The organism is uncultured Capnocytophaga sp. (genome assembly GCF_937936315.1).
Lineage (GTDB): Bacteria > Bacteroidota > Bacteroidia > Flavobacteriales > Flavobacteriaceae > Capnocytophaga.
Genome location: NZ_CALGWU010000041.1, coordinates 61,494 through 86,160 on the forward strand (window position 1 = coordinate 61,494; position 24,667 = coordinate 86,160).

The following is a 24,667-nucleotide window of genomic DNA, read 5'->3' on the forward strand; positions in this document are numbered from 1 at the left end:
TTATTATCTTCCTAAAATCAGGATTTCATCATCATCTAAAAGGGTATCATTGCGGAAGCGCAGAAGAATTTGCGCAACCGTAATGGTATCTTTTTCGCAATAAGTAGCTATACGGTCGATATCACCTTCGTTGTAGAAGACATTGCGCACTTCACTGCCATCAATATCGTCTTTAGGGGAAGGAATGCCCAAAATATGAGCTAAGAGTTTCAGTGAAGTATAGTGTTTGTAATCGCCGAACTTCCACATTTCCATCGTATCAAGATGAGGAATTTCCCAAGGTTTTTTGCCAAAGAGCTGTAGCTTTTGCGGAATTTCTATCCCATTGATAATCATACGGCGGGAGATATATGGAAAATCAAATTCCTTGCCGTTATGGGCGCAAAACAATTTATTAGGGCGTGAAAAATGTTCGTTTACTAATCTGCCGAAATCTTCTAACAATTCTTTTTCTTCACCTGTGAACGAGGTAACTCTAAAGGTGCGTTGTTGATGTCTGAATGAAAAATACCCTACTGATATGCACACGATTTTCCCAAACTCAGCCCAAATACCTGCGCGGTCGTAGAATTCTTCGGCAGAGAACTCTTCCTTGCGTTGGTAACGCGTTTTTTCTTCCCAAAGCATTTGAGCTTCAGCCGACAATTCGCTGTACTGCTGGTGTAACGGTACAGTTTCTATATCCAAAAAAAGTATGTCGTCTAAATTGAGTTTGTGGAGCATTACTGTTTTTTTATCTGAAAACGAATATAGGTAATGGGTTTGCCTTGTTCTAAATAGAACTGTTCGTAGAAGGTTTTAATTTCGGTTACTTCTGGGGGTACGCCATCACTATTGTAGATATTGTGATTCGCATAAAGCACTTTATGCCCTGCTCCGTGTAACAATCCCAAGGTATAACCGTGCATAAACTCACTATCGGTTTTGAGGTGCACATAGCCATCAGGGGCAAGGATATGCTCGTAACGCGCGAGAAAATCGGCGTTTGTGAGGCGGTGTTTAGTGCGTTTGTATTTTATTTGCGGATCGGGGAAAGTAATCCATATCTCACTCACTTCGCCTGAAGCAAAACATTTTTCAATGAGCTCTATTTGAGTGCGTAGGAAAGCTACATTGGCAATATTTTCTTCTATAGCGGTTTTGGCACCTCGCCAAAAGCGCGCGCCTTTGATGTCTATCCCTATGAAATTCTTCTCGGGATGGCGTTTGGCTAACCCTACTGAATACTCGCCTTTGCCACAGCCCAATTCTAAAACTATAGGGTGATTGTTCTTGAAATAGAGTTCATTCCAACGTCCTTTATAAGCAAAAGCATCGGTGAGAACTTCCTCACGTGAAGGCTGAATTACATTGGCAAAAGTTTTATTTTCTTCGAATCGTTTGAGTTTGTTTTTGCTTCCCATAGTAAGTGAATAGTGTTAGGGCGGCAAAGATAGCAATATTTTTTTAATTACAATTTTCTTCTTTGCAATGGCAATTCTCGGTATCTATTTCAAAGGTGCTGTGGGTAATACCTTCGTGAGAAAGGGTGTGTTTCAGTTCGGCTTTGATGGTCATAAATTCTTTTAGCGTAATGCATTCTTTGAGTACCAAATGGGCTGTTAAGGCATTTTGCGCACTGCTGAGCGCCCATATATGCAGGTGATGCACACTTTCTACCATAGGGTGTTGTTCTATCAGTTGTTGAATATGAGCTTGGTTTATATTCTGAGGTACGCCGTCTAAAATGAGTTTTACACTTTCTTTTAAGAGCCCCCAAGTAGAGAAGAGAATCACGATTCCCACGATAAAACTACTGATAGGATCGGCGATATACCAGCCTGTGAAGTACATAATTGCTCCTGAGACAATCACTCCTACCGACACTAAAGCATCGAGTAGCAGGTGCAGAAAAGCCCCTTTGATATTGATATCGGTTTGCTGACCTTTATAGAAGAGAAAAGCTGACACCCCATTGATAATCACCCCTATGAAAGCTGTAATCATAATAGCAGTTCCTGCCATTTCGGGTGGATTGGAGAGACGTTCAAAGGCTTCAATAAAGATTTTTATCACAATGTATATCAGCAATACCGCATTGATAAGTGAGGCAAGGATAGAAGCCTTTTTGTAGCCATAAGTATATAACTGGGTAGCAGCACGGTGAGTGAGCTTCAGCCCGATGAGAGAAATCACCAAACTGGCGACATCGCTCAAATTATGACTTGCATCGGAAATAAGCGCCAGTGAATCAACTCTAAAACCTACTATAAATTCGATAAGGGTATAGAGCAAATTCAAGCCAATACCTATATAGAAGGCGCGATTCAGCGCACTTAAATCGGTTACGGTGTGATGATGATGGTGGTGATCGTGATGATCGTGATCGTGGTTGTGTGAATGTTCCATAATAGTAATTTTAGGTAATAGATAAGAGATAAGAGGTAAGAATTGGGGCAAAGTTACAAAATTATTTAGAAATAATCTCTGTTTAGAGGTGTTTTTTCATAGCCTAACCTCCGCTGGAGATGTTTTGGAGAATCTCAGAGGTGGGAGGGGTGGTGTAAATAGTTTTTTTCTATTTCTTTAGAATATGTTTTTTGTATTGGTAATAGGCGATAACTAGTAAAATAAGTGCGATTAGCCAATAAGTTTTTGGAGATAGCCCGAAATTGTGTTCTTTTTGTTTGAGTGATTGGTGTTGGTGGAAATTCAGTACTTTTTGGCGAAATTGGTGCATTTCTTTCTGTTGCAGGCTATCGGTACACTCACGCAAGTGTTTTACGCGGGTAATGCTGTGGAGTTGCACTTGGGTGTGCCCTGTGCTGTCCTTAAACGCCTCGAGTGTGAGATGTACTTCTTGTAGGCTACTGAGCCATTCTACGGTGTGCAAGACTGCTGTTTGTTGGCGGTAGAGACTATCTATTTGCTCACATATTTGGAGGGTTTCAGTTTGTTTTAGCTTATGTGTTTTGCAGGAGAATAGTAATAAAAAAGGCAATAAAAAGAGAATTTGTTTCATTTTGAGAGTTGTTTTATGATTTTTTTGAGTTGGGTTGCATAATCGGGGGCAGTGGCGTAGCCTGCACGAGCAATGGCTTCGGCGAATAAGTATGGGTCGGTTTTGACTTTTAGAGCCTCGGCATAGCGTTTGTTGTTCAAGAACAAAAGAGCGTGATCGGTAAAGCAGACTTCGGGAGTGGGGTATTTTTTGAACCAATCCTTTACCTTATACGTGTATTTGCCATCAGTGTGCTTGGTAACGCTTAGCACTTCGGGGAATTTTTGTAATGCAGGGGTACGCTGATAAGTTTGCCAATCACAAGAGAGCACTTCGGTAGTTACCAATAATTGTCGGTCATCAGCGGGGATATTTGCTTTGGCTTTTACTCCAAAGAACATATTACCAGGGGCGTGTGTTCCCCAAGCACTTTCCAAGGCTGCTTGTGCCAAAATAAAGAGGTGTGAGATGCCTGTTTTGCGTTCAGTTTCGATTGCATAGGGCTTGTAGGTAGCTACAAAAAGTGCGATTTGTTGTTCGTTGTGTATCATTTTCTAAGTTGTTTTAAAAGGTTTTCGATAGAATTTTCGAGTTCTTTGATGCGTAGGTTAGCCTCTTTAAGGTCGGCAATGGCTTTGGCGTATTTTTCGCCTAAGTCATCAATCATTTCGCGATAGATATGTATCGCTTTATCTACATTGTCTAATTCGCTGGCTTGTAGTTCCACGCGTTGTTTAGGGCGACCGAAGAGCCAGCCTGCCCATCCTGAGAGCAAAAGCCCTACAAAAGTGATGAATTGTTCTTTGAGAAGTTCCATTTTCTTTTTGATTTGTGATGCAAAATTGAGGAGTTTTGAAGAAGTGCACAAATAGTTGTAACGAGTGGTTACAAGATTGTAACAAGGGAGAAATAGGGAATAAAAAAAGCGCGAGCTATGAAGCTCGCGCCTTTAATTATTAGGTATTCTCTAATGAGTTATCCTTTCTTAATTGTTGTAATTCCGCCGCTTAGGGCAAATTCCATCGCTTTTTGGGCAGTAAAGCCTTCGGCGGGTTTTACATTCTTGGCAGAAGTAACAATCACCCAACCCGAAATAGCATACGAATGAGGCAAATATACACTCACCATTCCCTCGAGATTGACAAAATCCATTGACGACTGGGTAAGAAAACCTATGCGCCATACCTCGGGGGTTTCGTTTACACGTACCCACACTGGATTGGAGAACTTGCGTTTATCGCCTACAAATGACGCTAAGACATCTTTGATAGATGAATAGATGATTTTTACCCCAGGGATATGTGCCACCAAATAATCTAACAAACCTACCAATAGTTTCCCCAAAATGAGTCGGCTACCTATAAATCCGATGATGGCTGTGCCTAATAGGACTAATGCGAACACTAAACCTGGGTAATCTTTAGAGAGGTCGGGGACGAGGTTATCAACACTTTTGAATATCGACCAAATAATCCAAATAGTGGCACTGAGAGGTCCTATGATAAGTATTCCTTGAAAAAAGTATTTGATAAAAGTACTAAAATAGTGTTTTTTCATTGTTGTAATTTGTAAATTGATGGCTTATATATTTTCTATTAGGTTATTTTTTACAATTTCCCAAGCTTCTTCTATATTATAATTAAGTTCTGGGCGGATGATAGCATACATATCAGTTATAAACTCATTATCTTTTAATTTAGCAGTCATATTTTGCAAAAACTGTTTACGAGTAGGGGGTTGTTCCACAACAAAGTCCATATACTTGTGATAACACATCAAGACCTTTTCTATATCTATTTCATTATGTATCATTGCCCAATAAAGGTCAAACAAATCTCTCCCTTTTCGGCGTTGATATAAAGCGCGAAGTTTAGTACCTAATAGTTCTTCTAAACAATAAGAAGTAAGTTTGCAACTTCCCGTAAACCACAGATTTTGAATCTCAAAAGGTATTTGCTTAAAACCTAAAACACTAAAGTGTTCACGAGTATTGATTTCTATCTTCAGTCGTAAATCAACGATAGGAGGAAATTCCGACTCAAATCGATAAATGATAGTGTTGTTGTGTATATGTTGTTTGACTATTCTTTTAGTACCCAAGAAATCTAAACATTTGCGAATTTCTTTCAAAACAGGATGGATAGGAGCTGAGGAAATTTGCACCAGATCAATATCTTCAGAATAACGAGCTTGGGGCTCAATATAAAGTTTATGAAGAGCTGTTCCTCCTCTAAAAGCCAAAGATTCATTGATAAGAGGTGAAGAAAACATTTCTATTAAAGCACGGCTAATCACTAAATCTTGCTCTACTTGAGCTTCACTTACCCAAGGGACAGTTTGTTTCCATTCGAGTATATATCGTTGAGGTATCATAGCAAATTATTTTCTATAGTATCATTTACAATAAGTTGCCATTGAGCATTCAGTATTCCTTTTTTTTTAGCTGATAAAGAAAAGTATTGAGGTTTGATGTTTTTCTTTGAAAGAAGGGTAAGAAGTATAGGAACAAATTCCTTTTTATTGAGTAAAACATCTAAAATATATCCTAATCGCTGAACAATAGGGGCAGGATATTTAGAAGCTATACTCCGCAAGAAACTTTTATTAACTTTTTCACAAAGTTCTTCTACAATAGTAATCACTCGTCCTAATCCAAAAGTTCGTTGATTTTCGACCATATCAAGCATAGTTGCTTCAGGGGTTGATACATTTAAATAACCCGTACGAGTTTTCATTGGTTTTACACTGTTTTTATCCCATTTTTGTTTTATATTAAATACAATATGCCATTTATCACTTATGATATTTCTAATGGAAGGAGCTTCGGTAGTCACAAAAAAAAGCATTGGTTGCTGATGAGCAGCTCCGTGAAGTGCTGCTGCTGAGAGCAACGAAAGATAGTATTCTTTTTTAAGATATTGCATCAAGTCGTCTATGTACAATATTGGAGGGATCGTTGCCTGCGCAGAAAACTCGGGAGTAATAATCACATAAAACCCTCTTCTGATGAGTGTAACTTTCTTTTTCTGAATCAATCGAGACAAGGATACTTGTACTGTTTTTCTATTATAGCCAGTTTTCTTAATTATCTCTCCAATTGTAAAAGAAAGTCGCCCTACAGAAAGCAATTGTTCTATAAAGCCAGTGTAAGAAAAGTCTTTTTCTAACATATATAAAGTTTTAACTTTTGCAAAAAGTAACAAAAAATGTTACCTTTTGCAAAAGTACTACATAACTGAGAAATATGCAAATATATACAAAAAAACTTTGCCAAAGGTATGTAGCGCAAATTCAGAAAACTTTGGCAAAGTGTTGTAATGTTTTGTATGAAGGTGTTAAAAAAAAAGCTGCTAAGCGGGGTACTTAACAGCTTTTATTATTTATCCAGAATAGGTATGTACACTCATTTGTGCTGTTGGCAAGTAGTTTACACCAAACCAGCAGACAAGGAGTAGTATAAAGGCAATTCCTACGATAAGGAAACTCTGAAAAGGTTTCTTTTCTTTGTGATTGTACTTGTGGTGGAGATATACCAAATAGCCAAGCCAAGTGATAAATGCCCAAGTTTCTTTAGGATCCCACGTCCAATAGTGCCCCCACGCTTCTTTTGCCCAAAGGGCTCCAAAGAGCAATCCAAAGGTGAGAAATACATAACCTATTTTTACGAGTTGGTCGATGACGGTAAAGATTGATTGTACTTCTTGTCCTTTTTTATAGCGATAAATGCCATAGAAAGCGGTGAGTGACGCCATCCCTAACATTGCATAAGCAAAGATATACACGATTACGTGTGGAATGAACCACACGCTCTGCAAGGCAGGCATTAGGGCTTTGTTCATTGTATCGGGGTGGGTATAGGTAAGTACTATAAATACAATCCCCATTACAGCTGAATAGCTGAGCATCCACTTTTGGCGATAGAGCCAATAGATGGCACAGCCTATGAGTCCCATAAAGAATGCGTACCAAATACGTGTTTCGGCAAGGGTGCGCAAGGGCGGACGATCTAAGTTTTGCCACAAGGCAACAATAAAGACTCCAATGGTTAGGGTAGCTACTAAATGAGCTGTAATAGTGAGGTTTCTAGGAGCTTTACTTTTACTATAGATAAGCGTTCCGGAAAGTAACCATAGGGCTACTGAAATATATGTTATAAGATTGAAATAATGCCACATAGTTTAGAAAATAGGAATTAGGAGTTAGGAATTAGATGTTTGTTTTTTAGTTTTTACTTCAAAGAGAAGGGCAATACCGCCGGCAAGTAGTAAGAAAATTCCTACATAAACGACAGGTAACCAAGGGTCGGAGATGAGTTCGACGACACTGAGTTCTGACCAGCGTCCCATACGTTCATCGTAACTCAATTGGTAAATGCGCCAACCACCTACACTAATAGGGTGATTTACTTCTATTTTTTCTTCGAGTACTTCGTTTAGATGGTCTTTTTGATATATCAATACATCGGATTGGAATTTGCGTGCTTCGGCAGGTGCCATTACCAAGGTATGTTCATCATCTAAATGAATGGCACGAGGTGAGAATTGGAAGTTACCAGCTGAAATCCAATCGGTTTTCTTTTTGTGAGTACGAAGGTCTTCTACGGTTACTTTGGCTGCATTGGTCGCTCCCCACATCGTGTGATTGACATAAGTACTATCGGTATCGGGGATTGCCTTTTCGAGGTATTGGTGAAGAGTAATTTTCCAATTGAGCAGGGTCATACTCTCACCTTGTTTTTCGAGCATAAAGCCTATAGGTTTTTCGTGAGGCAGTGCCGATCCTGTGCTATCGATAACAAATAGTTTATTAGGATAAATATCTATACTAAACTCTTTGAGTTCCATAGCGATAGGCAGTTGTACTACACGATTATCATCGGTAGTTGCACGCCATTCGAGTTTATCCTTGTAAAGGTTCATTTTCAAGCGAATGATGTCGCCTTGCCCTAATACCCCAGCAAACATTGTAAGCCATAAGCCAAAGTGATTGAGGAGGAAAGGAATGTTTTTGCGTTGATAAACCATTGAGCGTTTGAGGATAGAAAACCAGAGGTTCATCAGTGCTAATACGAAAACGATGCCGAAGTACCAAGTTTTGGTAAGGTCGTCTAATCCTAATTTGCCTAGAAAGCTATTTGCTACTTCTTGAGGATTCACATTGATACTCCCCAAGCCGATGGTGAGTATTCCAAGAGTTGCAACTGTAACAATTGCAAAAGGCGCCGAAGAAAAGCGCACGATGAAGTTTGTTTTTCTAAAGATAAAATATACAGCTGTAGTGATTACTACGAAGGCAAAGCCTTCTATCACATTGTAAGGAAAACTAAACCAACTTTTGCTGATACTTCCTAAGGTAAGTTGCAGTATTAGCCCTATGATAAGGGACACACACGCAACCAAAATAGCGAAAGGATATTGTTTCATTAGTTAGGTAAGAGATAAGAGGTAAGAAATAGGGGCGAATTGCCATTCGCCCCTACATCGTTATTTATTATTGGTAATTTGTTATTATTTTTGGGTTACTAAGCGTCCTTTTTCTTTGGCTTCTTTAATCCATTTAGGAACGATAGTTTCTAAGAATTTTTTCTTAGCAGCTTCTTCTTTAGGGATATCTAAGCCGATTTCTTTTTGAGCTTTAGCTTTAGTACTGATATCAGGCATTACGAAAGCTGTTTTGATGTTTAGTTTTTCTTTAAGCACATCTAAATTATTTTCAGCTTGATAAGCATAGATAAGACCATCGCTAAGGAGGCGTTCAGATTCGATAGGAGCGTGGAAAGCGGCACCGTGTGAAGAGTGTACCATATCCCAACGCCATTGTGATTTGCGGATAAGTGCCAAAGTAGGTTTCATTTGTTCTTCAGTAGCACCGTTATCCCACAAGAATTTAGCTTTGAAGTGTACTTTTGCTAATTGTTTTTCGAGTTTCATACGCATACCATATACAGCATCTTGGCGATCGTATACGTTTTTCACCAATTCTTCTTCACTTTGGCGGTGACAAGTTTGGCAACTTGCAGAGACGTTACGCAATGGACTGCTGATTTGGTGATCAGAGAATTTTACAGCACCATCAGTTTTGTAAGGCATGTGGCAATCGGCACAAGAAACTCCACGTTGTCCGTGAATACCGAGTTGAGAAAGTTCATAGTCAGGGTGTTGTGCTTTGAGGATAGGAGTACGGCTAAGTGAGTGTACATAGTCAGTCCAACCTTCTGCATCGTAGTACTCTTCCATCTTTTCAACAGTCATACCTTTATCCCAAGGGAAAGTAAGATATTTTTTATCACCTTTGAAGTAGTACTCTACGTGGCATTGAGCACACACGAGAGAGCGCATTTCTTGGTGAGTAGCTTTATTGATGTCACGCCCTTGACGTTTGAAAGCTTCTTGTAAAGCCAATTGTTTTACTTGTAATTTCATAGTTTTGGTATCGTGGCAAGTAGCACAACCGATAGGGTTTACGATTTGGCTACCCCATTGATCCCAAGGAGCACTATAGTAAGTTTCAGCACCTACTTCTTTCATAAGGCGAGGCACATCAGGGCTTTTACAAGTCCAGCAAGTACCTGGTTGAGGAGAGTGGGTAGAATCGGTAGGCGCACCAGTACGGAGAATTTTGGTAACATCCTCAATAGCATGCATGTGTCCGCGAGGAGCGTTGTATTCCTTAGAGAAAGCATAACCAGCCCAAAGGATTACCATTTCAGGGCGCAAAGCGAGCAAATCATCATCTTGATTGCTCATATATCTTGAGCGGAAGGTCGTGTCGGCTGTAGCCGCCCAAGAGTCGTATTGACGTGGGTAGAACGATTCAAAGAGCTCGTTTTTGCATTCCTGATCGGGGAGGTTATTACCGCCTCTTGCGATAAACTGAGCTTCTGTAGATCTGTTCATTATTGAATTAGCCAATAGTCCTAACAAAAAGGTAACTACCGCTAATAAACCTGCAATTAACCAATGTTTCTTTTTCATCGCTGTATAAATTATATTTCGTTTTTTTAATTTGTTGATTTTTCTTTATTTTTGACCATATTATCAAGCCATTCAGGGGTATTGTTTGGCATATTACTAATAATAGGTACGGGTGAATGAGGAGCTGCATTGAGTCCACGTACACGGCTGTGAGGCACTTCGCGGTGGCAATCCCAGCAGAGTCGCCCGTTATCGGCGTGAGCCATTTCGGCAGTTACCTTTCCTGCTTGCACTTCACTCACAAGGGTGCTGTGGCAGCGGATACAGTTTTCTTGTACTACCTTTTGTCCTGGAGAGTGCATTTTAATCACTTGAGGTTCCAAGCGAAAAGTGAACATCGTGGCGTGGCGCAGACCGTCGTTCGCTTTAAAATAGTATTTGCGAAAAACGTTGTCGTGAGGCACGTGGCAATCGTTACACACGGTATTGCGACCGTGAGAGGAGTGCATCCACGTAGCGTACTCAGGCTCCATAATATGGCAGTTCACACACGCCTTGGGGTCGTCAGATAGATAGGAGTGCGCTTTGGATATATAAAATATGTATCCGCCAAGCCCTATCAATATCCCTACTAACGACGGAATCAAGAATCGAAACCATCGTCCTTTTTTAGTAGATTGGGTGTTGTTATTTGTTGTCGCCATTATATAAAAAAATAATTTTTCGTTTCTTTTCGTTGCAAATGTAAAATACTTTCTATACATTTGCAAATGAATATAAAGATAAGTTTTTATTTTATTGCAATTCTAAATAAGGTATTGCTGCTTTAATCTCATTTTCAACGTATTAAACTTTACAAAGAGTAATTAATTTAAAAAAAACGTTATACTAATGAAAAAACATTTATTATCAATTTTTGCTCTAGGTACAACTTTCGTTTTGTACCCTACTTTGGTAACTGCTCAAGAAGAGTTACCATCACCTCCACCGATGGAAGAAATGGCTCCACCACCACCTCCAAACGAGTTTACATTATCAGCACAATTGCGTCCGCGTTTTGAGTATCGCAATGGAGCTTACAAACCTATCCAAGATGGTGAAGCGCCTGCCATCCTCACTAACAATCGCGTTCGCTTGAATTTTGACTACAAGCACACCGACCGCCTACACCTATATATATCACTACAAAATGTGAATGTATGGGGACAAGCACCTCAAATACAATCATTTGATAGAACTGGTGGTATGTCGGTTTTCGAGGCTTACGCCGAATTTCCTCTTGTTAATACCCTCAGTGCAAAAGTAGGTAGACAAGTGATTGCGCTGGACGATGACCGTATTTTTGGCTCTCTTGATTGGCACCCTGCAGGTCGTAGTCACGATGCTGTGAGTTTAAATTGGAATGCTTGTGACCAATGGACACTCCGCAGCTTCTTTGCTTACAACCAAGGAATCGCTTCAGGAACAATGGATGTAAACACTCCTAATGGAGTACATTTCCAAGGAGGACAAGCCTACCAACACCTTGAAGCAGTTCACTCTCACCACAAATTTAGCGAAGACCAAAAATTATCTCTCTTGTTTGCTAACTTAGGTTACCGCGTTAATAATGGTACAAACTATAATATGCAAACATTTGGAGCACACTACACTGGCAAAAGTGACGATTTGAGTTATGGTGCTTCTGCTTATTTGCAAACTGGTAAAAATGCCAAAGGACAAGACAAGAGCGCTTATATGTTTGCAGTGAATGCAGGCTACAAGTTCTCTCCTATTTTCAGTTTAGCAGCTGGAGTAGACTACCTCAGTGGCACAGCTACTCCTTCCTCTAATACAACGGATAAAACTTTTGATCCATTCAGTGGTACCAACCATAAGTTCTATGGCTTTATGGATTATTACTATGTAGGTTTTACTCCTTCTGCAGGTTTGCTTAATCCTTACCTTACTGCTAATGTACGCACTGGTGAGAAGAGCAACCTCAGCGCTACTTTCCACTATTTTGCACCTGCTGCTAAGTTTGAAACTGACAAAAAACACAGCAGCTATGGCAGTGAAATTGATTTGGTGTATAACCTAAAAGTACAACCTTTTATCGGACTACAATTAGGTTACTCTACTTACTTTGCTAATGATGGCACTAAATCCCTTAAAAACACCCCTAACCAACGTGGTTACCAAGACTGGTTTTGGTGCAGCTTGAACATTAATCCTAAGTTGTTTTCAGCAATGTTTTAAAGTGAATAATAACTCATAACAAAAAAAGGATAGCTTTCAGTGGAGAGCTATCCTTTTTATTTTTCACTCTATCTATTATGATAAATATTGAATGAGCAAATAAATTTTGTATTTACTTCTTATTTGCGATTGCTTGTTCAAAAGGAACGATTGTAATATTTTGAGCAAGCGATAAGCAAGTGCTAAACATCAAGGCTCCCAAAAAACCATAAACTTTAAAACCTCCTATAACTAGCGATGTGAGGTAGACCATTATAACGTTGTTTAAAAACATTGTAAGCCCAAAAGTAAGTTCGGCGATAGGCATCAACAAATAGTCTAAAAGCGGACGCACATAGGCGTTCAAGCAGGAAAGCACAAAGGCTGCAAGTATGGCTGTGGAATACCCCTCGATGGTAGCACCTACATTCAAAATACACAATAGGAATATAAGCGTTGCCGAAATTATTAGATATACAAAATATTTTAGGAATTGCATAAAAATTGTATCGTTTTATCGTAAAATTCAGTAGGATTTTGGGCGTGAAGCCAATGTCCTGCCTTACTCACAGTCTCTATAATAGCGTGAGGAAAATGAGTATAAATAAGTTGCTCATCTTCAGGCATTACATATTCAGAATACTCACCTTTGAGAAAGAGTGTTTTACCATTGTACACATTGCTATCTGGCAATTCAGCTCCTATCTCACTCTCATTGGCAATAAGCGCTGGAAGGTTCAGGCGTAAGCCTAAATGCCCAGGGGTTTCCCAATAGAGATTTTTGAGCAAGAACTGACGGGTGCCTATATCACTCACATAGGCAGCAAGTGCTTTATCAGCCTCTACACGCGAGGTTATTTTGTTAAAATCAAGAGATGCTAATCCTCGTAATATTTGTTCGTGATGAGGTGGAAAATATTTAGGTGCCATATCGGCAACAATGAGTGAGAGTACTTTTTCGGGATATTCAGTAGCAAAAAGCATTGCTGTTTTGCCTCCCATAGAGTGTCCCATTAAGTGAAAAGCCTCCAACTGATGCGCTTCGGCATATTGCAATAAATCTTGTACCATTAAAGGATAACTAAATTCATCGCTGTGGAAGCTGCGACCGTGATTGCGTTGGTCTAACAAATGGAGTTGAAAACCTGCTTCGGCATATTTAAGCGCTAAGGAACGCCAATTATCAGACATTCCTAAGAATCCGTGTAAAATCACGAAGGGAGTTCCTTCACCTATAATTTGAGAGTGTAATATCATAATTTCAATTAACAATTAATAATGGCTAATTTGTTAGTTTCAGTCCGATAATGGAGCTGATAAGGGTCACCAGAAACACTACGCGCCAGAGAGTTACAGGTTCTTTGAAAAAGATCATTCCCATTACTACAGAGCCTGCTGCCCCTATACCTGTCCATACGGCATAAGCTGTACCTAAAGGGAGTGTTTTGGTAGCTTTCATCATCAGCCACATACTCAGTGAAAGTGCAATAGCAAAAAGTGCATACCACAAGAAACTCTGTCTGCCAACAGTTTCACGTGCTTTTCCCATACTAAATACAAAAAGGACTTCAAAAAGTCCTGCTAACACAAGAAATATCCAAGCCATATTAAAGATTAGAAGTTAGTTTGTAAGAACGCCACTTTTCAATACACGCGTGCATATCATCGGGGAGTTCACTGTCAAAACTCATAAATTCGTGAGTTACGGGATGTTCAAAACCTAACGTTTTAGCGTGTAGGGCTTGCCGAGGTAATACAGCAAAACAATTCTCTACAAATTGTTTATATTTAGCAAAAGTAGTGCCTTTCAGTATTTTGTCTCCGCCATAACGCTCGTCGTTGAAGAGGGTATGCCCTATGTATTTTAAATGCACCCTTATTTGGTGAGTGCGACCTGTTTCTAATCGGCAGGACACAAGGGTTACATAGCCAAAACGCTCTAAGACTTTGTAATGTGTTACTGCCTCTTTGCCGTGAGAACCATCGGGAAAAACATCCATTTGCAAGCGATCTTTCAAATGTCGTCCTATATGCCCTCGCACAGTTCCCTCATCTTCTTCTATATTGCCCCACACCAAGGCGACGTACTCGCGTTGGGTAGTTTTATAAAAAAACTGTTGTGTGAGGTGCAACATAGCCTCTTCAGTTTTGGCGATTACCAACAGTCCACTAGTATCTTTATCAATGCGATGTACCAATCCGGGGCGATTGCTGCTGTTGTTAGGCAAATGCTCAAAGTGATATACTAAAGCATTGATAAGCGTTCCGCTATAGTTGCCGTGCCCTGGGTGTACTACCATACCCGCAGGTTTATTCACCACAAGCAAGGCATCATCTTCATATACAATATTTAAAGGGATATTCTCAGGTATTACCAAATCCTCGTGTGGAGGGTGAGAGAGGAGTACCTTTACCACATCGTTAGCTTTCACACGGTGATTGGCTTTCACTGGTTCGCCATTTACAAAAATATTCCCCTGTTTAGCTGCTTGTTGTACCTTGTTACGAGTTGCATTTTCTACAAAATTCATCAAAAACTTATCTACACGCAAAGGTTCTTGCCCCTTGCCTGCTGTAAATGAATAATGTTCGTAGAGTTCGGGAGCTCCCTCATCGTCTGGTTCTAAATCGTCTACTAAATCTTCTTCGTACAAAGTCATAGAATTTTTAGAGATTGTTTTGGATTAATTTGTTGTAATTAAGGATAGAAACTTAGGTGAAATGCTAATCGCCCATCAGTTCCTCTATTGGTATCTCGTTGGGAATTGTATCACGCGTTTCAAAGCCATTACCACAAATCAAGTCTATACGTGAAGTTTTCACTAACTTATCACCTGGTTGCACTGGCTTGCCATTGTATTGCATCTCAAGCACCATATCCTTACCGATATTATCCACATAAGTGACTTGCCCAATGGTAAGTCCTACCGATTGCAGAGTAGCTTCAGCATTCCGGCGTGTTACTTGTATCACCTTAGGAACAGTTACTTTGTGGTAACCCTTAGGATTGAGCGTGAGATATATTTTGCGATTGTACTTCACTCGCTCATTAGGCTCAGGACTCTGACTGATAACCGATAACGGTGGAAATGAAGGATTGTACTCGGTAGAATCGATTACCTCGCAGCGCAAATCTTGTTCTTCGAGAAGGATTTGCACTTCGGTAAGGCTTTTATTAGTAAGATCGGGGACTACCACAAACTTACCGTGAGCCGTATAGAGTTGCAAAAATTTGAGTGATACCCATAGCAATAGTACCACAACTATTACTGCAAAAAACAGTTGCCAAACGAGTTGTTTTCCTGATTTTTTTAAAATTTCTTTGAAATTCATACCTTTGCAAAGTATTATTACAGATGGCAAAGATACAAAATAATTAACAACTAGCAACAATAATTAAAATCCACAGTCAATTTGTCATTCAACAAATTATTCTTACCTTTGCCCTTTACTAACAACAGCCCTCTAAGGTCTGAAAGCTAACTTCAATGAAATTCAATATAGTTTCCGATTTTTCCCCTACGGGCGACCAACCTCAGGCTATTGACCAACTGGTAAAAGGCATTGAGCGTGACGATAAGTACCAAGTGTTGTTAGGCGTTACGGGCTCTGGAAAAACTTTTACTATCGCCAATGTGGTGGAACGCATTCAGCGTCCTACCCTTGTGTTGGCACATAATAAAACGCTGGCGGCTCAGTTGTATTCAGAGTTTAAAGCCTTCTTCCCCAATAACGCGGTGGAATACTTCGTTTCTTACTACGATTACTATCAGCCGGAAGCCTATATCCCTACTACGGGTACTTATATAGAAAAAGACCTCTCTATTAACGATGAAATTGAAAAACTGCGCCTTAGCACAACTTCTGCACTCCTGTCAGGAAGACGCGATGTATTAGTTGTAGCATCGGTGTCGTGCTTGTATGGGATTGGTAACCCTGTGGAATTCCAAAAGAATGTGATTACAATCAAACAAGGCGACGTACTCCCCCGTACTAAGCTGATGCACCGATTGGTGCAAAGCCTCTATGCTCGCACAACTGCCGAATTTAGGCACGGCAATTTCCGCATCAAAGGCGATGTGCTCGATGTCTTCCCTGGCTATGACGACAACGCTTTCCGCATTCACTTCTTTGGCGATGAAATTGAAGAAATAGAACAGTTCGACCCTACTACCAATCACGTGTTAGACCGCTACGAGAGCCTTAATATCTACCCTGCGAATATGTTTGTTACTTCCCCCGATATTCTTCAAAAAGCGATATGGAATATCCAGCAAGATTTGATGAAGCAAGTAGAGTTCTTTGAGGCATCAGGCAAACCTTTAGAAGCCAAACGGCTGAAAGAACGCACCGAGTTCGACCTTGAGATGATACGCGAATTGGGCTATTGTTCGGGTATTGAGAACTACTCTCGTTATTTAGATGGTAGAGAACCCGGTACACGTCCGTTTTGCCTCATAGATTACTTCCCCGATGATTTCTTGATGGTGATCGACGAAAGCCACGTAACTGTCTCGCAAGTACACGCGATGTATGGGGGCGACCGCAGTCGCAAGGAAAACCTCGTGGAATACGGTTTCCGCTTGCCCGCCGCGATGGATAACCGTCCGTTGAAATTCGAGGAGTTTGAAGCCTTACAAAACCAAGTGATTTACGTGAGTGCTACCCCTGCCGACTATGAACTCCAGCAAACACAAGGCGTGTACGTAGAGCAGGTGATACGCCCCACAGGATTGCTCGACCCCGAAATAGAAGTGCGTCCCAGTCAAAATCAGATAGATGATTTGGTAGAAGAAATACAACTGCGCACCGAAAAAGACGAGCGTATATTGGTAACCACCCTCACCAAGCGAATGGCGGAAGAGCTTACCAAATACCTCACCCGCATTGGTATTAGGTGTCGTTATATTCACAGCGATGTAGATACATTAGAGCGCGTAGAGATTATGCAAGACCTCCGCAAGGGACTCTTTGATGTGCTCATAGGGGTAAACCTCCTCCGTGAAGGCTTAGACTTGCCCGAAGTGTCGCTCGTGGCTATCCTCGATGCCGATAAAGAAGGCTTTTTGCGTTCTACGCGTTCGCTGACTCAAACCGTAGGAAGGGCTGCCCGCAACGTAAATGGCAAAGCGATAATGTACGCCGATAAGATTACCGATAGTATGCAGCGCACCATAGATGACACTAATTACCGCCGCGAAAAGCAGATGAACTATAACAAGGCACACGGTATCACGCCTCAGCCTTTGCACAAGAAGATAGAGAATAGCCTCAGCAAGAGCCCTATAACCGAATTTCACTATGACCCATCGTTCAAGGAACACATAGCAGCGGAAACCCAATCAGTCTATTTATCGGCTAAGGAGTTAGAGAAGAAAATCAAGGAGACCCGCAAATTGATGGAGGCAGCTGCCAAAGACCTCGATTTCGTAAAAGCTGCTCAATACCGCGATGAACTAAAAAAATTGCAGGATTTAGCAAATTAAGAAATTAGCAACTCGCACCTTTGCCAAAGTTGATGACTACCTTTATAAATAAAGATTTTTCTCTCTGATGCTCTCTAAGCCTCTCCAAGATTTTCGGAGATTTCCCTAAATTAAAATGTTAAAAAATTTGCTGATTACGAATTGTTTTGTATATTTGCCTCGAATAACTAAAAAATAATACTATGAGAAACATTTTATTTATATTATCCGCTTTTATCCTCTTTGCTTGTAAGGATAAAGATAACGGCAATAGTATCCCCTCTTCTGATTATGAATTGAGTACCAATGGACTTGTCTTAACAAAATGGAAGAATGAGACTACAACAGCTCTTGATATGCAAGCTGACCCTACTCTTAAGGAAGTGAAAACTATAGGGCAGGGAGCTTTTGCAGGTCATAAGAATTTAAAGAATATTACACTCCCTACTCAATTAATAACCATTGAAAAAGAAGCTTTTTTTGACACAGGTATTAAAAGTATTTCTATACCCTCAAGTGTGAGAGTAATTAAACAAGATGCTTTCAATGCCTCAACTCTTACGTCCGTTCAGTTTTCAGAAGGACTTACAGATATTGAAGAAGGAGGTTTTGTAGGTTGCCAAATTCCTTCAGTAAATCTTCCAGAAAGTCTTCAATCTATAGGAGGTCGTGCTTTTTATAACAATAAGGTGATAGTAGAGGTTGTTATTCCTAAAAATGTACAAAATATAGGAATAAATGCCTTTTCTAATTTAACAACAGTTACTTTTAAAGGAATAAATCCTCCTAAAGTGAATACTCCTTTTGAGAGTGTAACTCGTATTTTTGTGCCTAAAGGAAGATTAGAGGTGTATAAAAACAATGAGGGTTTTAAGAAGTATGCAAATATCATTTCTGAAGAGGAATAAAAAAATCCTATAACAATCTTATAAAAAAATACACTTTGCCAAAGGTAATAGCCCGTGTGGCTCGCACCTTTGGCAAAGTTTTTTGTTAGCTATTAATTGTTAATTATCAATTGTTTTGTATCTTTGCCCTTGCAAATGATGTTTTTAAAACAAATATCCGTCGTCAATTACAAGAACATACCCTCACAAGCGTATGCCTTTAGCCCTACTATCAACTGTTTTGTAGGCGATAACGGCGTAGGGAAAACCAATCTCCTCGATGCTATTTATCACTTAGGAATGGCAAAAAGCTACTTCACCACAAGTGCCGTGCAGAACGTACGCCACGGTGAGGAGTTCTACCTCATTGAGGGGCAGTTCCAAAACGAAACCCGCGAAGAACAGATTGTTTGTAGCCTCAAAAAAGGACAAAAAAAAGTGATGAAACACAACGGTAAAGCCTACGAACGCCTTGCCGACCATATAGGTAAATACCCTATGGTGATCATCTCCCCCTCCGATCGCGACTTGATAGTAGAAGGTAGTGAAACCCGCCGTAAGTTTTTAGATAGCGTCATTTCGCAAACCGATAGAGCTTACTTAGAACTGCTTTTGCGCTACAACCGCATCCTCCTGCAACGTAACACCCTGCTAAAGCAAATGGCTGAAAACGGAGTATTTTCTGTAGAAACTCTCAGTATTTATGATGAGCAGTTAGCCCCTTTAGGGCAGCATCTCTACGAAAAACGACGCGCCTTTATGGAAGAATTTTTGCCTGTTTTTAGCGAGCAATACGCTTATATATCAGGAGGGAAGGAACGCGTGAATTTGCAGTACGAAAGTCAGTTACACCAAAGCGATTTAGCAACACTACTTCGCGAAAATACCGAGCGTGATCGCAGTGCGCAATACACCACAAGCGGTATTCATAAAGACGACTTGCTCTTTGAAATTGAAGGATTCCCAATGAAAAAATACGGTAGTCAAGGACAGCAGAAGTCGTTTTTGATAGCCCTAAAGCTCTCACAGTTCAAAATTTTGCAACAAGAATTAGGGATTACCCCCATAGTGCTTTTAGACGATATATTCGATAAATTAGACGATACTCGGGTAACCCAATTAGTGCAGTTAGTAACTCAAAAACATTTCGGACAGCTTTTCATCACCGATACTCATTCACAACGTACTGAAGCAGTGGTAAAAAACACCGGCTTAGCCTACGAACTGATTCAAGTAACCTAAAAGTAGGGGCGTTTTGCAAACGCCCTCTAAAAAACAAGCTTAATATAAAAAATGTCACAATTATTAATTATAAATCGTTAATTGTTAATTGAAATATGAAACCCAATAACAAGAAAAACTCTACTGCTGATGTACCAGCACAACCCCAAAACACCTCTATCAAATGGTTAGCAACCTTCTTGCTCATCGCCTATGGTTATGTAACGGTAATCACCCCTAACTGGATGGCGTTTGACTCTAACGCTACGAAATTCTACACATTTGCAATCCTCAACTTAGTGGTGGTTGCTCTTGTGTTCTTTATTAAAGAATTTAGAGAACGCACCCAAGTACTCTTTGGTTTCTTTACCAATAAAATGGGGATTGCCTATAGCCTCATAATGGTAATGGCACTGCTATCCTTTTCTAAAGCTATCAACACAGAAGAAGCTATTCTCCACTTCTTCAAGATATTCACTGCTTTTTCTGCCGCGTGGATGGTCTCCGCTTTGGTGATCTACTACAAAGAAGGAATTGTTGTCTTAGCTTTAGCAATGACCATACTACTTTGTTATGACTTTTTAGTCGCGATGGACGGAATAAAAGGGGTGATCAAAGGAACTACTACCGATTTAGCTATCAAAGGTTCATATTCCAATAAAAACATCCTAGCTTCGGCTATGTTCATTAAGATACCTTTTGCAATATGGTTATTCTATTTCCGTAAAGAAAACTTCTTGCGCATTATAGGAGGTATAGGCGTTACTTTGGGCACTTTAGCAATCTTCTTTATGAGTACCCGTACTTTCTACTTGGCTACAATTCTCACTATGGTAGTTTTTATCATCTATGGTGCAATCGATTTTTTCATCCTCAAACGCCGTGAAATAGGAGTAAAAGTACTAACACACGTAGGCTTAGTAGTAATTGCTTTTGGCATTTTCTCTTTTGTACAGAATTATTTATACCCACAAGAAGTACGACAAAGCACTAGTTTCGGTGCGCGTTTGGCTGAGGTGGCAAACCAAGAAAACCAAAGTAACAACTTGCGTAAAACCGCTTGGGTAATCACCGCTACCGATATGATTCCTAACGACCCTCTACTCGGTGTAGGTATCGGCAACTGGAAAGTGCGTTTTTTAGAGTACGAAAACTCCTATAGCTCACATTACATCTATATGTATAAGAACCACAACGACTTCTTAGAACTCACTGCCGAAGTGGGCATCTTTGGAGGTTTGGCTTTTGTAGCTATCTTTATCTTAGCAGCCTTCTACTTCTTAAAAAGCACTTATAAAAACAAAAATCCTGAACAAGAACAATGGTTTTTCTTACCATTATTCGGGCTATTTGCCTATTCATTCGACGCTTTCTTCAACTTCCCTCAAGACCGCCCCGAAATCCAGGCTCTCTTTGGTATATACGTGGGGATAGCTGTAGGTTTAGCTGTACTATATTTTAGAAAAGACGATAACAAAGACCGTAAATTCCCTACTCTTGCCATTGGTTTTATAGGAGCCGTAGCAGTAGTAGCAATGGCATTAGGAGTAATTGTAGAAAGAATGTACTTCGACTCCTCTAAAATCCAACGTATGGTAAAAGAAGAACAACAAGGGGTACGACCTACTAAATCACCTGCCGATTACCTCATACACAACTACCCTCGTATCCCTAACCTCACTGCCGTCGCTGAACCCGTAGATGTTGAAAAAGCTCGCTACCTCATCGATGAACAAAAATTTGACGAGGCTCGCAAAATCCTTTCTTCTATTCACTATCACCCTTATGATGCTCGCCCTGAGTATTTTATGGCTGTATCCTACTTTATGGAACCTGAAAAAAAATTAGACAGTATCTATAAGTATGCTCACAAAGCCCGAATGATCAAACCTAATTTCTATGGTAGCTTGAACTTAGAAACCTTTGCTTTGAACAACTTAGGCAAGGAACAAGAATCTATCAAATTACTCAAACAGTATTTGAACTTAGAAAAAGATAGCCTACAAAAAGAACAACCTAAGTGGAAAAAAAGACTCAAAAGCATTTTCAATGTAGATATAGATAAAGAAGCTCGCGTAGCCAATCGCATTGAAGTACAAGCATGGAACTCTTTAGCTTACCTTTTAGAAAAAAACAACCAAATTGCCGAAGCACGCGCTGTGTTAGATACTGCTTTTGTATATTTGCCTACGAATCAAGAAATCATCAACAATCGCAACAAAATTATTTCACGTATGCAAGTAGAACAATTCGCCCCTCTATATAGCGAGGCAATGCAATTCTATATGCAACAACGTTATGCCGAGGCTATCCCTATCTTTACAAAATTCTTGGAAAAAGTTCCCGCTCATATCGACGGACTTAGATATCGCGCTATTAGCTTCTACAGCACTCAACAATACCAGCGCGCTATCAATGATATCTCACAAATGGAACAACTAGGAATTACTATAGACCCCGTGCTGAACAACTATCGCGCTTCTTGTTATTATATGCTAGGCGATAGAAACAACGCTAAAGTCTTTTTCCAAAAAGCTGCCTCCGAAGGCAATCCCGATGCTCAGAAAAACTTAAACACCCTCACCTTTTAAAAATATATAATGACCAGTGACAACACTCATACTAAGCTAATTATTGGTGAAAAAGAACTCCAAATAATGCTCCATCGCCTTGCTTGTGAACTGATTGAAAACCACAACGATTTTTCCGATACTGTTTTCATAGGTATACAGCCCCGCGGCACTCATTTAGCACAACGCTTGGTAAAACTCCTTACCGAAGAATACCACGTGCCTAATATTCCTTTAGGACTATTAGACATCACCTTCTTCCGCGATGATTTCCGCCGCACAGGAAAACCTTTAGAAGCCAACTCTACCGCTATCGATTTTATTGTAGAAAACAAACGAGTGGTTTTTATAGACGATGTACTCTATACCGGTAGGAGCATCCGCGCAGCACTCAGCGCCATACAAAGCTTTGGACGCCCCTCTGAAATTGAACTCTTAGTTCTCATCGATAGGCGCTTTAGCCGCCATCTCCCTATCCAGCCCGATTACAGTGGGAAACAAGTAGATGCTATCAACAACGAACGCGTAATCGTGAATTGGAACGACAATTCTATTCAAGTAGTTAATAAGTAAACTTTTAGTAAAGATGAAAAATATATTTATCTCAGCAGCCTTATTACTCTCAGGAGCTACTTATGCACAAGTAACCATCAACCAAGAGAGCAACATAGCCGAAATTATGGAATACAAAAAAGAAGCTGCTCGTAGCGAAAGTGCTTTCCAAGTGCAAATCTATAATGGTAACATCACCGATGCTAACAAAGCCTTGCTCGATGCTAAAAACAAATACAAACAATATCCTGCCTTGCTCACTTTCGAGTCGCCTAACTACAAAGTGCGCATTGGGAGTTTCCGCACGCGCTTAGAAGCCGAAAAAAACTTGATAGAGATTAAAAAATCCTATCCTGCTGCTTTTGTGGTTGGCTTAAAATAATCTCTAATAGGGGAAGCTATGTTTAAGAAAAACAGCCTTCGCTTTCAAATATTCCTCAGTATGACCCTCCTCGTACTGGTGTCTTTTGCTATCTTAGCCTTAGTGATGGTTAGCCAATACAAAAAACAAGCGTTGGAATATCACGACGAACGTCTTGTCGATAAGGAAAACCAAATAAAAATGCAAATACAATATGTATTCTCGCAAACTACTTTCCCTGTCGAAACTCCTTATATCCCCCTTATTTTTCGTGAGGATATCTATAGCATTGCCAATATCCAAAACCTAAATTTTGCCCTCTACGACCTCGACGGAGTGCTGCTCAAAAGCTCCAAAGCCTCTCTCTCTCCCGATCAAGATGCATTTTTCATTCCACCCTCCGTACTACATCAGCTATCGGCTACCCTCAACAAACGATTGGTAGAACACCACGAGTTTGCTGGACGAGGCTACCAAACCTCGTATAGCTACATCACCGATTTGCAGTTCAAGCCTATCGCTATCCTCAATATCCCTTATTTTGAGAACGATACTTTCAACGAGCGCGCTTTAGAAGGCTCACTCTACAATTTGGCAATTGTCTATTTCTCACTCTTGGTGGTAGCACTCACGGTAGCTTACTTTATTTCTAAGTATATCACCAAATCGCTTAAAACTATCGAAAACCGATTAGAGAAAACGCGCTTGCTATCGCAGAATGAAAAAATCCTCCTCAAATCGGCACCTGCCGAAATTACCGAATTGGTAAATGCCTATAACGGAATGATTGACGAGATTGAGAATAGCAAAGCCCTCTTAGCTCAATCAGAACGCGAACAAGCATGGCGCGATATGGCAAAACAAGTAGCTCACGAAATCAAAAATCCCCTGACCCCTATGCGCCTTTCGGTGCAGAGTTACCAGCGTAAAGCGAGTCGCAAACCCCAAACAACCGAACAAACCAATGAGTTTTGCGAATCACTCATCCAGCAAATCGATATCCTCAGCAATATTTCAACGGCTTTCTCCGCACTTACGAATATGCCAGCTAAAAACGATGAGGAATTTGACTTTGTGTCTGTTATCAAGCGCACTTTGGATATTTTCAACACCGATGAAATTCACTTCACGCACTCTCACGATGAGATTGTTGCGGTGTTTGATAAAGACCAATTAGGGCGTGTGGTTACCAATTTGGTGAAAAACGCGCTACAAGCTACCGAAAATGAACCTTTCCCCGCAATAGAAGTAACGCTTACTAAAACTGAGAAAGATATTATCCTCACTGTCAAAGATAATGGTATAGGCATTGCCGATGCTGATAAAGAAAAAATATTTGAACCCAAATTCACAACCAAAACCAGCGGTAGTGGCTTGGGCTTGGCAATGGTAAAGAATATCGTGCTCTCGTACAATGGTAGCATTTCTTTTACCTCTCAAGTAGGCAAAGGCAGTGAATTTGTTATAACATTGGTACATTTTTTGAATAAGTAACGTATT

26 protein-coding genes are annotated in these 24,667 nt (G+C 40.2%); 8 read left to right on the forward strand and 18 right to left on the reverse strand.

Annotated elements, in window-relative coordinates:
- Window positions 1–3 precede the first annotated feature (3 nt).
- The 13 genes from Q0162_RS08015 to nrfH form a co-directional block, all read right to left on the reverse strand.
- Window positions 4–723, reverse strand: a complete 720-nt coding sequence (locus Q0162_RS08015; protein ID WP_297890842.1) for a 3'-5' exonuclease — start codon at window positions 721–723, stop codon at window positions 4–6.
- Window positions 723–1,403, reverse strand: coding sequence for a tRNA (guanosine(46)-N7)-methyltransferase TrmB (gene trmB / locus Q0162_RS08020; protein ID WP_278636330.1), 681 nt, complete (start codon window positions 1,401–1,403; stop codon window positions 723–725). The genes Q0162_RS08015 and trmB overlap by 1 nt, the downstream gene beginning before the upstream one ends.
- Window positions 1,404–1,446: 43 nt before the next feature.
- The gene (locus Q0162_RS08025) at window positions 1,447–2,388 is read right to left on the reverse strand and encodes a cation diffusion facilitator family transporter (protein WP_297890843.1); all 942 of its coding nucleotides are present in this window, start codon (window positions 2,386–2,388) and stop codon (window positions 1,447–1,449) included.
- A gap of 169 nt (window positions 2,389–2,557) precedes the next feature.
- The gene (locus Q0162_RS08030; protein ID WP_297890844.1) at window positions 2,558–3,001 is read right to left on the reverse strand and encodes a hypothetical protein; all 444 of its coding nucleotides are present in this window, start codon (window positions 2,999–3,001) and stop codon (window positions 2,558–2,560) included.
- Window positions 2,998–3,531 carry a glycoside hydrolase family 73 protein gene (locus Q0162_RS08035; protein ID WP_297890845.1) on the reverse strand — a complete coding sequence of 178 codons (534 nt, stop codon included), beginning with the start codon at window positions 3,529–3,531 and terminating at the stop codon, window positions 2,998–3,000. The genes Q0162_RS08030 and Q0162_RS08035 overlap by 4 nt, the downstream gene beginning before the upstream one ends.
- On the reverse strand, window positions 3,528–3,797 hold the full coding sequence (locus Q0162_RS08040; RefSeq protein WP_172595625.1) for a cell wall anchor protein: 270 nt from the start codon (window positions 3,795–3,797) through the stop codon (window positions 3,528–3,530). The genes Q0162_RS08035 and Q0162_RS08040 overlap by 4 nt, the downstream gene beginning before the upstream one ends.
- Before the next feature lie 158 nt (window positions 3,798–3,955).
- Window positions 3,956–4,537, reverse strand: a complete 582-nt coding sequence (locus Q0162_RS08045; RefSeq protein WP_297890846.1) for a DUF502 domain-containing protein — start codon at window positions 4,535–4,537, stop codon at window positions 3,956–3,958.
- A 24-nt stretch (window positions 4,538–4,561) separates the two neighbouring features.
- On the reverse strand, window positions 4,562–5,353 hold the full coding sequence (locus tag Q0162_RS08050) for a nucleotidyl transferase AbiEii/AbiGii toxin family protein (protein ID WP_297890847.1): 792 nt from the start codon (window positions 5,351–5,353) through the stop codon (window positions 4,562–4,564).
- A complete protein-coding gene (locus Q0162_RS08055) occupies window positions 5,350–6,150 on the reverse strand; it encodes a type IV toxin-antitoxin system AbiEi family antitoxin (protein ID WP_297890848.1) in 801 nt (266 codons plus the stop codon). Before Q0162_RS08055 ends, Q0162_RS08050 begins: the two co-directional genes overlap by 4 nt.
- Before the next feature lie 210 nt (window positions 6,151–6,360).
- Window positions 6,361–7,155: a cytochrome c biogenesis protein CcsA gene (gene ccsA, locus Q0162_RS08060; RefSeq protein ID WP_297890849.1), complete on the reverse strand. Its 795-nt coding sequence runs from the start codon at window positions 7,153–7,155 to the stop codon at window positions 6,361–6,363.
- A 24-nt stretch (window positions 7,156–7,179) separates the two neighbouring features.
- Window positions 7,180–8,403, reverse strand: coding sequence for a cytochrome c biogenesis protein ResB (locus Q0162_RS08065; protein ID WP_096088190.1), 1,224 nt, complete (start codon window positions 8,401–8,403; stop codon window positions 7,180–7,182).
- A gap of 84 nt (window positions 8,404–8,487) precedes the next feature.
- Window positions 8,488–9,954, reverse strand: a complete 1,467-nt coding sequence (gene nrfA, locus Q0162_RS08070; protein WP_297890850.1) for an ammonia-forming cytochrome c nitrite reductase — start codon at window positions 9,952–9,954, stop codon at window positions 8,488–8,490.
- 26 nt (window positions 9,955–9,980) lie between these two features.
- On the reverse strand, window positions 9,981–10,598 hold the full coding sequence (gene nrfH, locus Q0162_RS08075) for a cytochrome c nitrite reductase small subunit (RefSeq protein ID WP_002677702.1): 618 nt from the start codon (window positions 10,596–10,598) through the stop codon (window positions 9,981–9,983).
- Window positions 10,599–10,785: 187 nt separating this feature from the next.
- Between nrfH and Q0162_RS08080 the strand changes: the two genes are divergently transcribed.
- The gene (locus Q0162_RS08080) at window positions 10,786–12,132 is read left to right on the forward strand and encodes an alginate export family protein (RefSeq protein ID WP_297890851.1); all 1,347 of its coding nucleotides are present in this window, start codon (window positions 10,786–10,788) and stop codon (window positions 12,130–12,132) included.
- 112 nt (window positions 12,133–12,244) lie between these two features.
- Here Q0162_RS08080 and Q0162_RS08085 read toward each other — a convergent pair whose 3' ends face one another.
- From Q0162_RS08085 to Q0162_RS08105, 5 genes are all read right to left on the reverse strand, one after another.
- On the reverse strand, window positions 12,245–12,610 hold the full coding sequence (locus Q0162_RS08085) for a phage holin family protein (protein WP_297890852.1): 366 nt from the start codon (window positions 12,608–12,610) through the stop codon (window positions 12,245–12,247).
- A complete protein-coding gene (locus tag Q0162_RS08090) occupies window positions 12,598–13,365 on the reverse strand; it encodes an alpha/beta fold hydrolase (RefSeq protein WP_297890900.1) in 768 nt (255 codons plus the stop codon). The genes Q0162_RS08085 and Q0162_RS08090 overlap by 13 nt, the downstream gene beginning before the upstream one ends.
- Window positions 13,366–13,393: 28 nt before the next feature.
- Complete coding sequence (locus Q0162_RS08095) at window positions 13,394–13,717, reverse strand: multidrug efflux SMR transporter (RefSeq protein WP_297890853.1); 324 nt, start codon at window positions 13,715–13,717, stop codon at window positions 13,394–13,396.
- 1 nt (window position 13,718) lies between these two features.
- On the reverse strand, window positions 13,719–14,771 hold the full coding sequence (locus Q0162_RS08100; protein ID WP_297890854.1) for an RluA family pseudouridine synthase: 1,053 nt from the start codon (window positions 14,769–14,771) through the stop codon (window positions 13,719–13,721).
- A gap of 64 nt (window positions 14,772–14,835) precedes the next feature.
- Window positions 14,836–15,444, reverse strand: coding sequence for a PASTA domain-containing protein (locus Q0162_RS08105; RefSeq protein WP_297890855.1), 609 nt, complete (start codon window positions 15,442–15,444; stop codon window positions 14,836–14,838).
- Between the two features lie 155 nt (window positions 15,445–15,599).
- Here Q0162_RS08105 and uvrB point away from each other — a divergent pair, with 155 nt between their 5' ends.
- The 7 genes from uvrB to Q0162_RS08140 all read left to right on the forward strand — a co-directional run bounded on the left by uvrB (window position 15,600) and on the right by Q0162_RS08140 (window position 24,661).
- On the forward strand, window positions 15,600–17,597 hold the full coding sequence (uvrB, locus tag Q0162_RS08110) for an excinuclease ABC subunit UvrB (RefSeq protein WP_297890856.1): 1,998 nt from the start codon (window positions 15,600–15,602) through the stop codon (window positions 17,595–17,597).
- A 182-nt stretch (window positions 17,598–17,779) separates the two neighbouring features.
- Complete coding sequence (locus Q0162_RS08115) at window positions 17,780–18,484, forward strand: leucine-rich repeat domain-containing protein (protein WP_297890857.1); 705 nt, start codon at window positions 17,780–17,782, stop codon at window positions 18,482–18,484.
- Between the two features lie 138 nt (window positions 18,485–18,622).
- The gene (locus Q0162_RS08120) at window positions 18,623–19,705 is read left to right on the forward strand and encodes a DNA replication/repair protein RecF (RefSeq protein ID WP_297890901.1); all 1,083 of its coding nucleotides are present in this window, start codon (window positions 18,623–18,625) and stop codon (window positions 19,703–19,705) included.
- Between the two features lie 95 nt (window positions 19,706–19,800).
- Complete coding sequence (locus tag Q0162_RS08125) at window positions 19,801–22,275, forward strand: O-antigen ligase family protein (RefSeq protein WP_297890858.1); 2,475 nt, start codon at window positions 19,801–19,803, stop codon at window positions 22,273–22,275.
- A gap of 9 nt (window positions 22,276–22,284) precedes the next feature.
- Window positions 22,285–22,827 carry a bifunctional pyr operon transcriptional regulator/uracil phosphoribosyltransferase PyrR gene (gene pyrR, locus Q0162_RS08130; RefSeq protein ID WP_297890859.1) on the forward strand — a complete coding sequence of 181 codons (543 nt, stop codon included), beginning with the start codon at window positions 22,285–22,287 and terminating at the stop codon, window positions 22,825–22,827.
- Window positions 22,828–22,840: 13 nt separating this feature from the next.
- Window positions 22,841–23,188: an SPOR domain-containing protein gene (locus Q0162_RS08135; protein ID WP_297890860.1), complete on the forward strand. Its 348-nt coding sequence runs from the start codon at window positions 22,841–22,843 to the stop codon at window positions 23,186–23,188.
- 18 nt (window positions 23,189–23,206) lie between these two features.
- The gene (locus Q0162_RS08140; protein WP_297890861.1) at window positions 23,207–24,661 is read left to right on the forward strand and encodes a HAMP domain-containing sensor histidine kinase; all 1,455 of its coding nucleotides are present in this window, start codon (window positions 23,207–23,209) and stop codon (window positions 24,659–24,661) included.
- Window positions 24,662–24,667: the final 6 nt, after the last annotated feature.

What these genes read in the sequence shown, in the direction of transcription:
- Q0162_RS08015 (WP_297890842.1), bottom strand. Translation starts at nt 723, where the DNA reads ATGCTCCACAAACTCAATTTAGACGACATACTTTTTTTGGATATAGAA.
- trmB (WP_278636330.1), bottom strand. Translation starts at nt 1,403, where the DNA reads ATGGGAAGCAAAAACAAACTCAAACGATTCGAAGAAAATAAAACTTTT.
- Q0162_RS08025 (WP_297890843.1), bottom strand. Translation starts at nt 2,388, where the DNA reads ATGGAACATTCACACAACCACGATCACGATCATCACGATCACCACCAT.
- Q0162_RS08030 (WP_297890844.1), bottom strand. Translation starts at nt 3,001, where the DNA reads ATGAAACAAATTCTCTTTTTATTGCCTTTTTTATTACTATTCTCCTGC.
- Q0162_RS08035 (WP_297890845.1), bottom strand. Translation starts at nt 3,531, where the DNA reads ATGATACACAACGAACAACAAATCGCACTTTTTGTAGCTACCTACAAG.
- Q0162_RS08040 (WP_172595625.1), bottom strand. Translation starts at nt 3,797, where the DNA reads ATGGAACTTCTCAAAGAACAATTCATCACTTTTGTAGGGCTTTTGCTC.
- Q0162_RS08045 (WP_297890846.1), bottom strand. Translation starts at nt 4,537, where the DNA reads ATGAAAAAACACTATTTTAGTACTTTTATCAAATACTTTTTTCAAGGA.
- Q0162_RS08050 (WP_297890847.1), bottom strand. Translation starts at nt 5,353, where the DNA reads ATGATACCTCAACGATATATACTCGAATGGAAACAAACTGTCCCTTGG.
- Q0162_RS08055 (WP_297890848.1), bottom strand. Translation starts at nt 6,150, where the DNA reads ATGTTAGAAAAAGACTTTTCTTACACTGGCTTTATAGAACAATTGCTT.
- ccsA (WP_297890849.1), bottom strand. Translation starts at nt 7,155, where the DNA reads ATGTGGCATTATTTCAATCTTATAACATATATTTCAGTAGCCCTATGG.
- Q0162_RS08065 (WP_096088190.1), bottom strand. Translation starts at nt 8,403, where the DNA reads ATGAAACAATATCCTTTCGCTATTTTGGTTGCGTGTGTGTCCCTTATC.
- nrfA (WP_297890850.1), bottom strand. Translation starts at nt 9,954, where the DNA reads ATGAAAAAGAAACATTGGTTAATTGCAGGTTTATTAGCGGTAGTTACC.
- nrfH (WP_002677702.1), bottom strand. Translation starts at nt 10,598, where the DNA reads ATGGCGACAACAAATAACAACACCCAATCTACTAAAAAAGGACGATGG.
- Q0162_RS08080 (WP_297890851.1), top strand. Translation starts at nt 10,786, where the DNA reads ATGAAAAAACATTTATTATCAATTTTTGCTCTAGGTACAACTTTCGTT.
- Q0162_RS08085 (WP_297890852.1), bottom strand. Translation starts at nt 12,610, where the DNA reads ATGCAATTCCTAAAATATTTTGTATATCTAATAATTTCGGCAACGCTT.
- Q0162_RS08095 (WP_297890853.1), bottom strand. Translation starts at nt 13,717, where the DNA reads ATGGCTTGGATATTTCTTGTGTTAGCAGGACTTTTTGAAGTCCTTTTT.
- Q0162_RS08100 (WP_297890854.1), bottom strand. Translation starts at nt 14,771, where the DNA reads ATGACTTTGTACGAAGAAGATTTAGTAGACGATTTAGAACCAGACGAT.
- Q0162_RS08105 (WP_297890855.1), bottom strand. Translation starts at nt 15,444, where the DNA reads ATGAATTTCAAAGAAATTTTAAAAAAATCAGGAAAACAACTCGTTTGG.
- uvrB (WP_297890856.1), top strand. Translation starts at nt 15,600, where the DNA reads ATGAAATTCAATATAGTTTCCGATTTTTCCCCTACGGGCGACCAACCT.
- Q0162_RS08115 (WP_297890857.1), top strand. Translation starts at nt 17,780, where the DNA reads ATGAGAAACATTTTATTTATATTATCCGCTTTTATCCTCTTTGCTTGT.
- Q0162_RS08120 (WP_297890901.1), top strand. Translation starts at nt 18,623, where the DNA reads ATGTTTTTAAAACAAATATCCGTCGTCAATTACAAGAACATACCCTCA.
- Q0162_RS08125 (WP_297890858.1), top strand. Translation starts at nt 19,801, where the DNA reads ATGAAACCCAATAACAAGAAAAACTCTACTGCTGATGTACCAGCACAA.
- pyrR (WP_297890859.1), top strand. Translation starts at nt 22,285, where the DNA reads ATGACCAGTGACAACACTCATACTAAGCTAATTATTGGTGAAAAAGAA.
- Q0162_RS08135 (WP_297890860.1), top strand. Translation starts at nt 22,841, where the DNA reads ATGAAAAATATATTTATCTCAGCAGCCTTATTACTCTCAGGAGCTACT.
- Q0162_RS08140 (WP_297890861.1), top strand. Translation starts at nt 23,207, where the DNA reads ATGTTTAAGAAAAACAGCCTTCGCTTTCAAATATTCCTCAGTATGACC.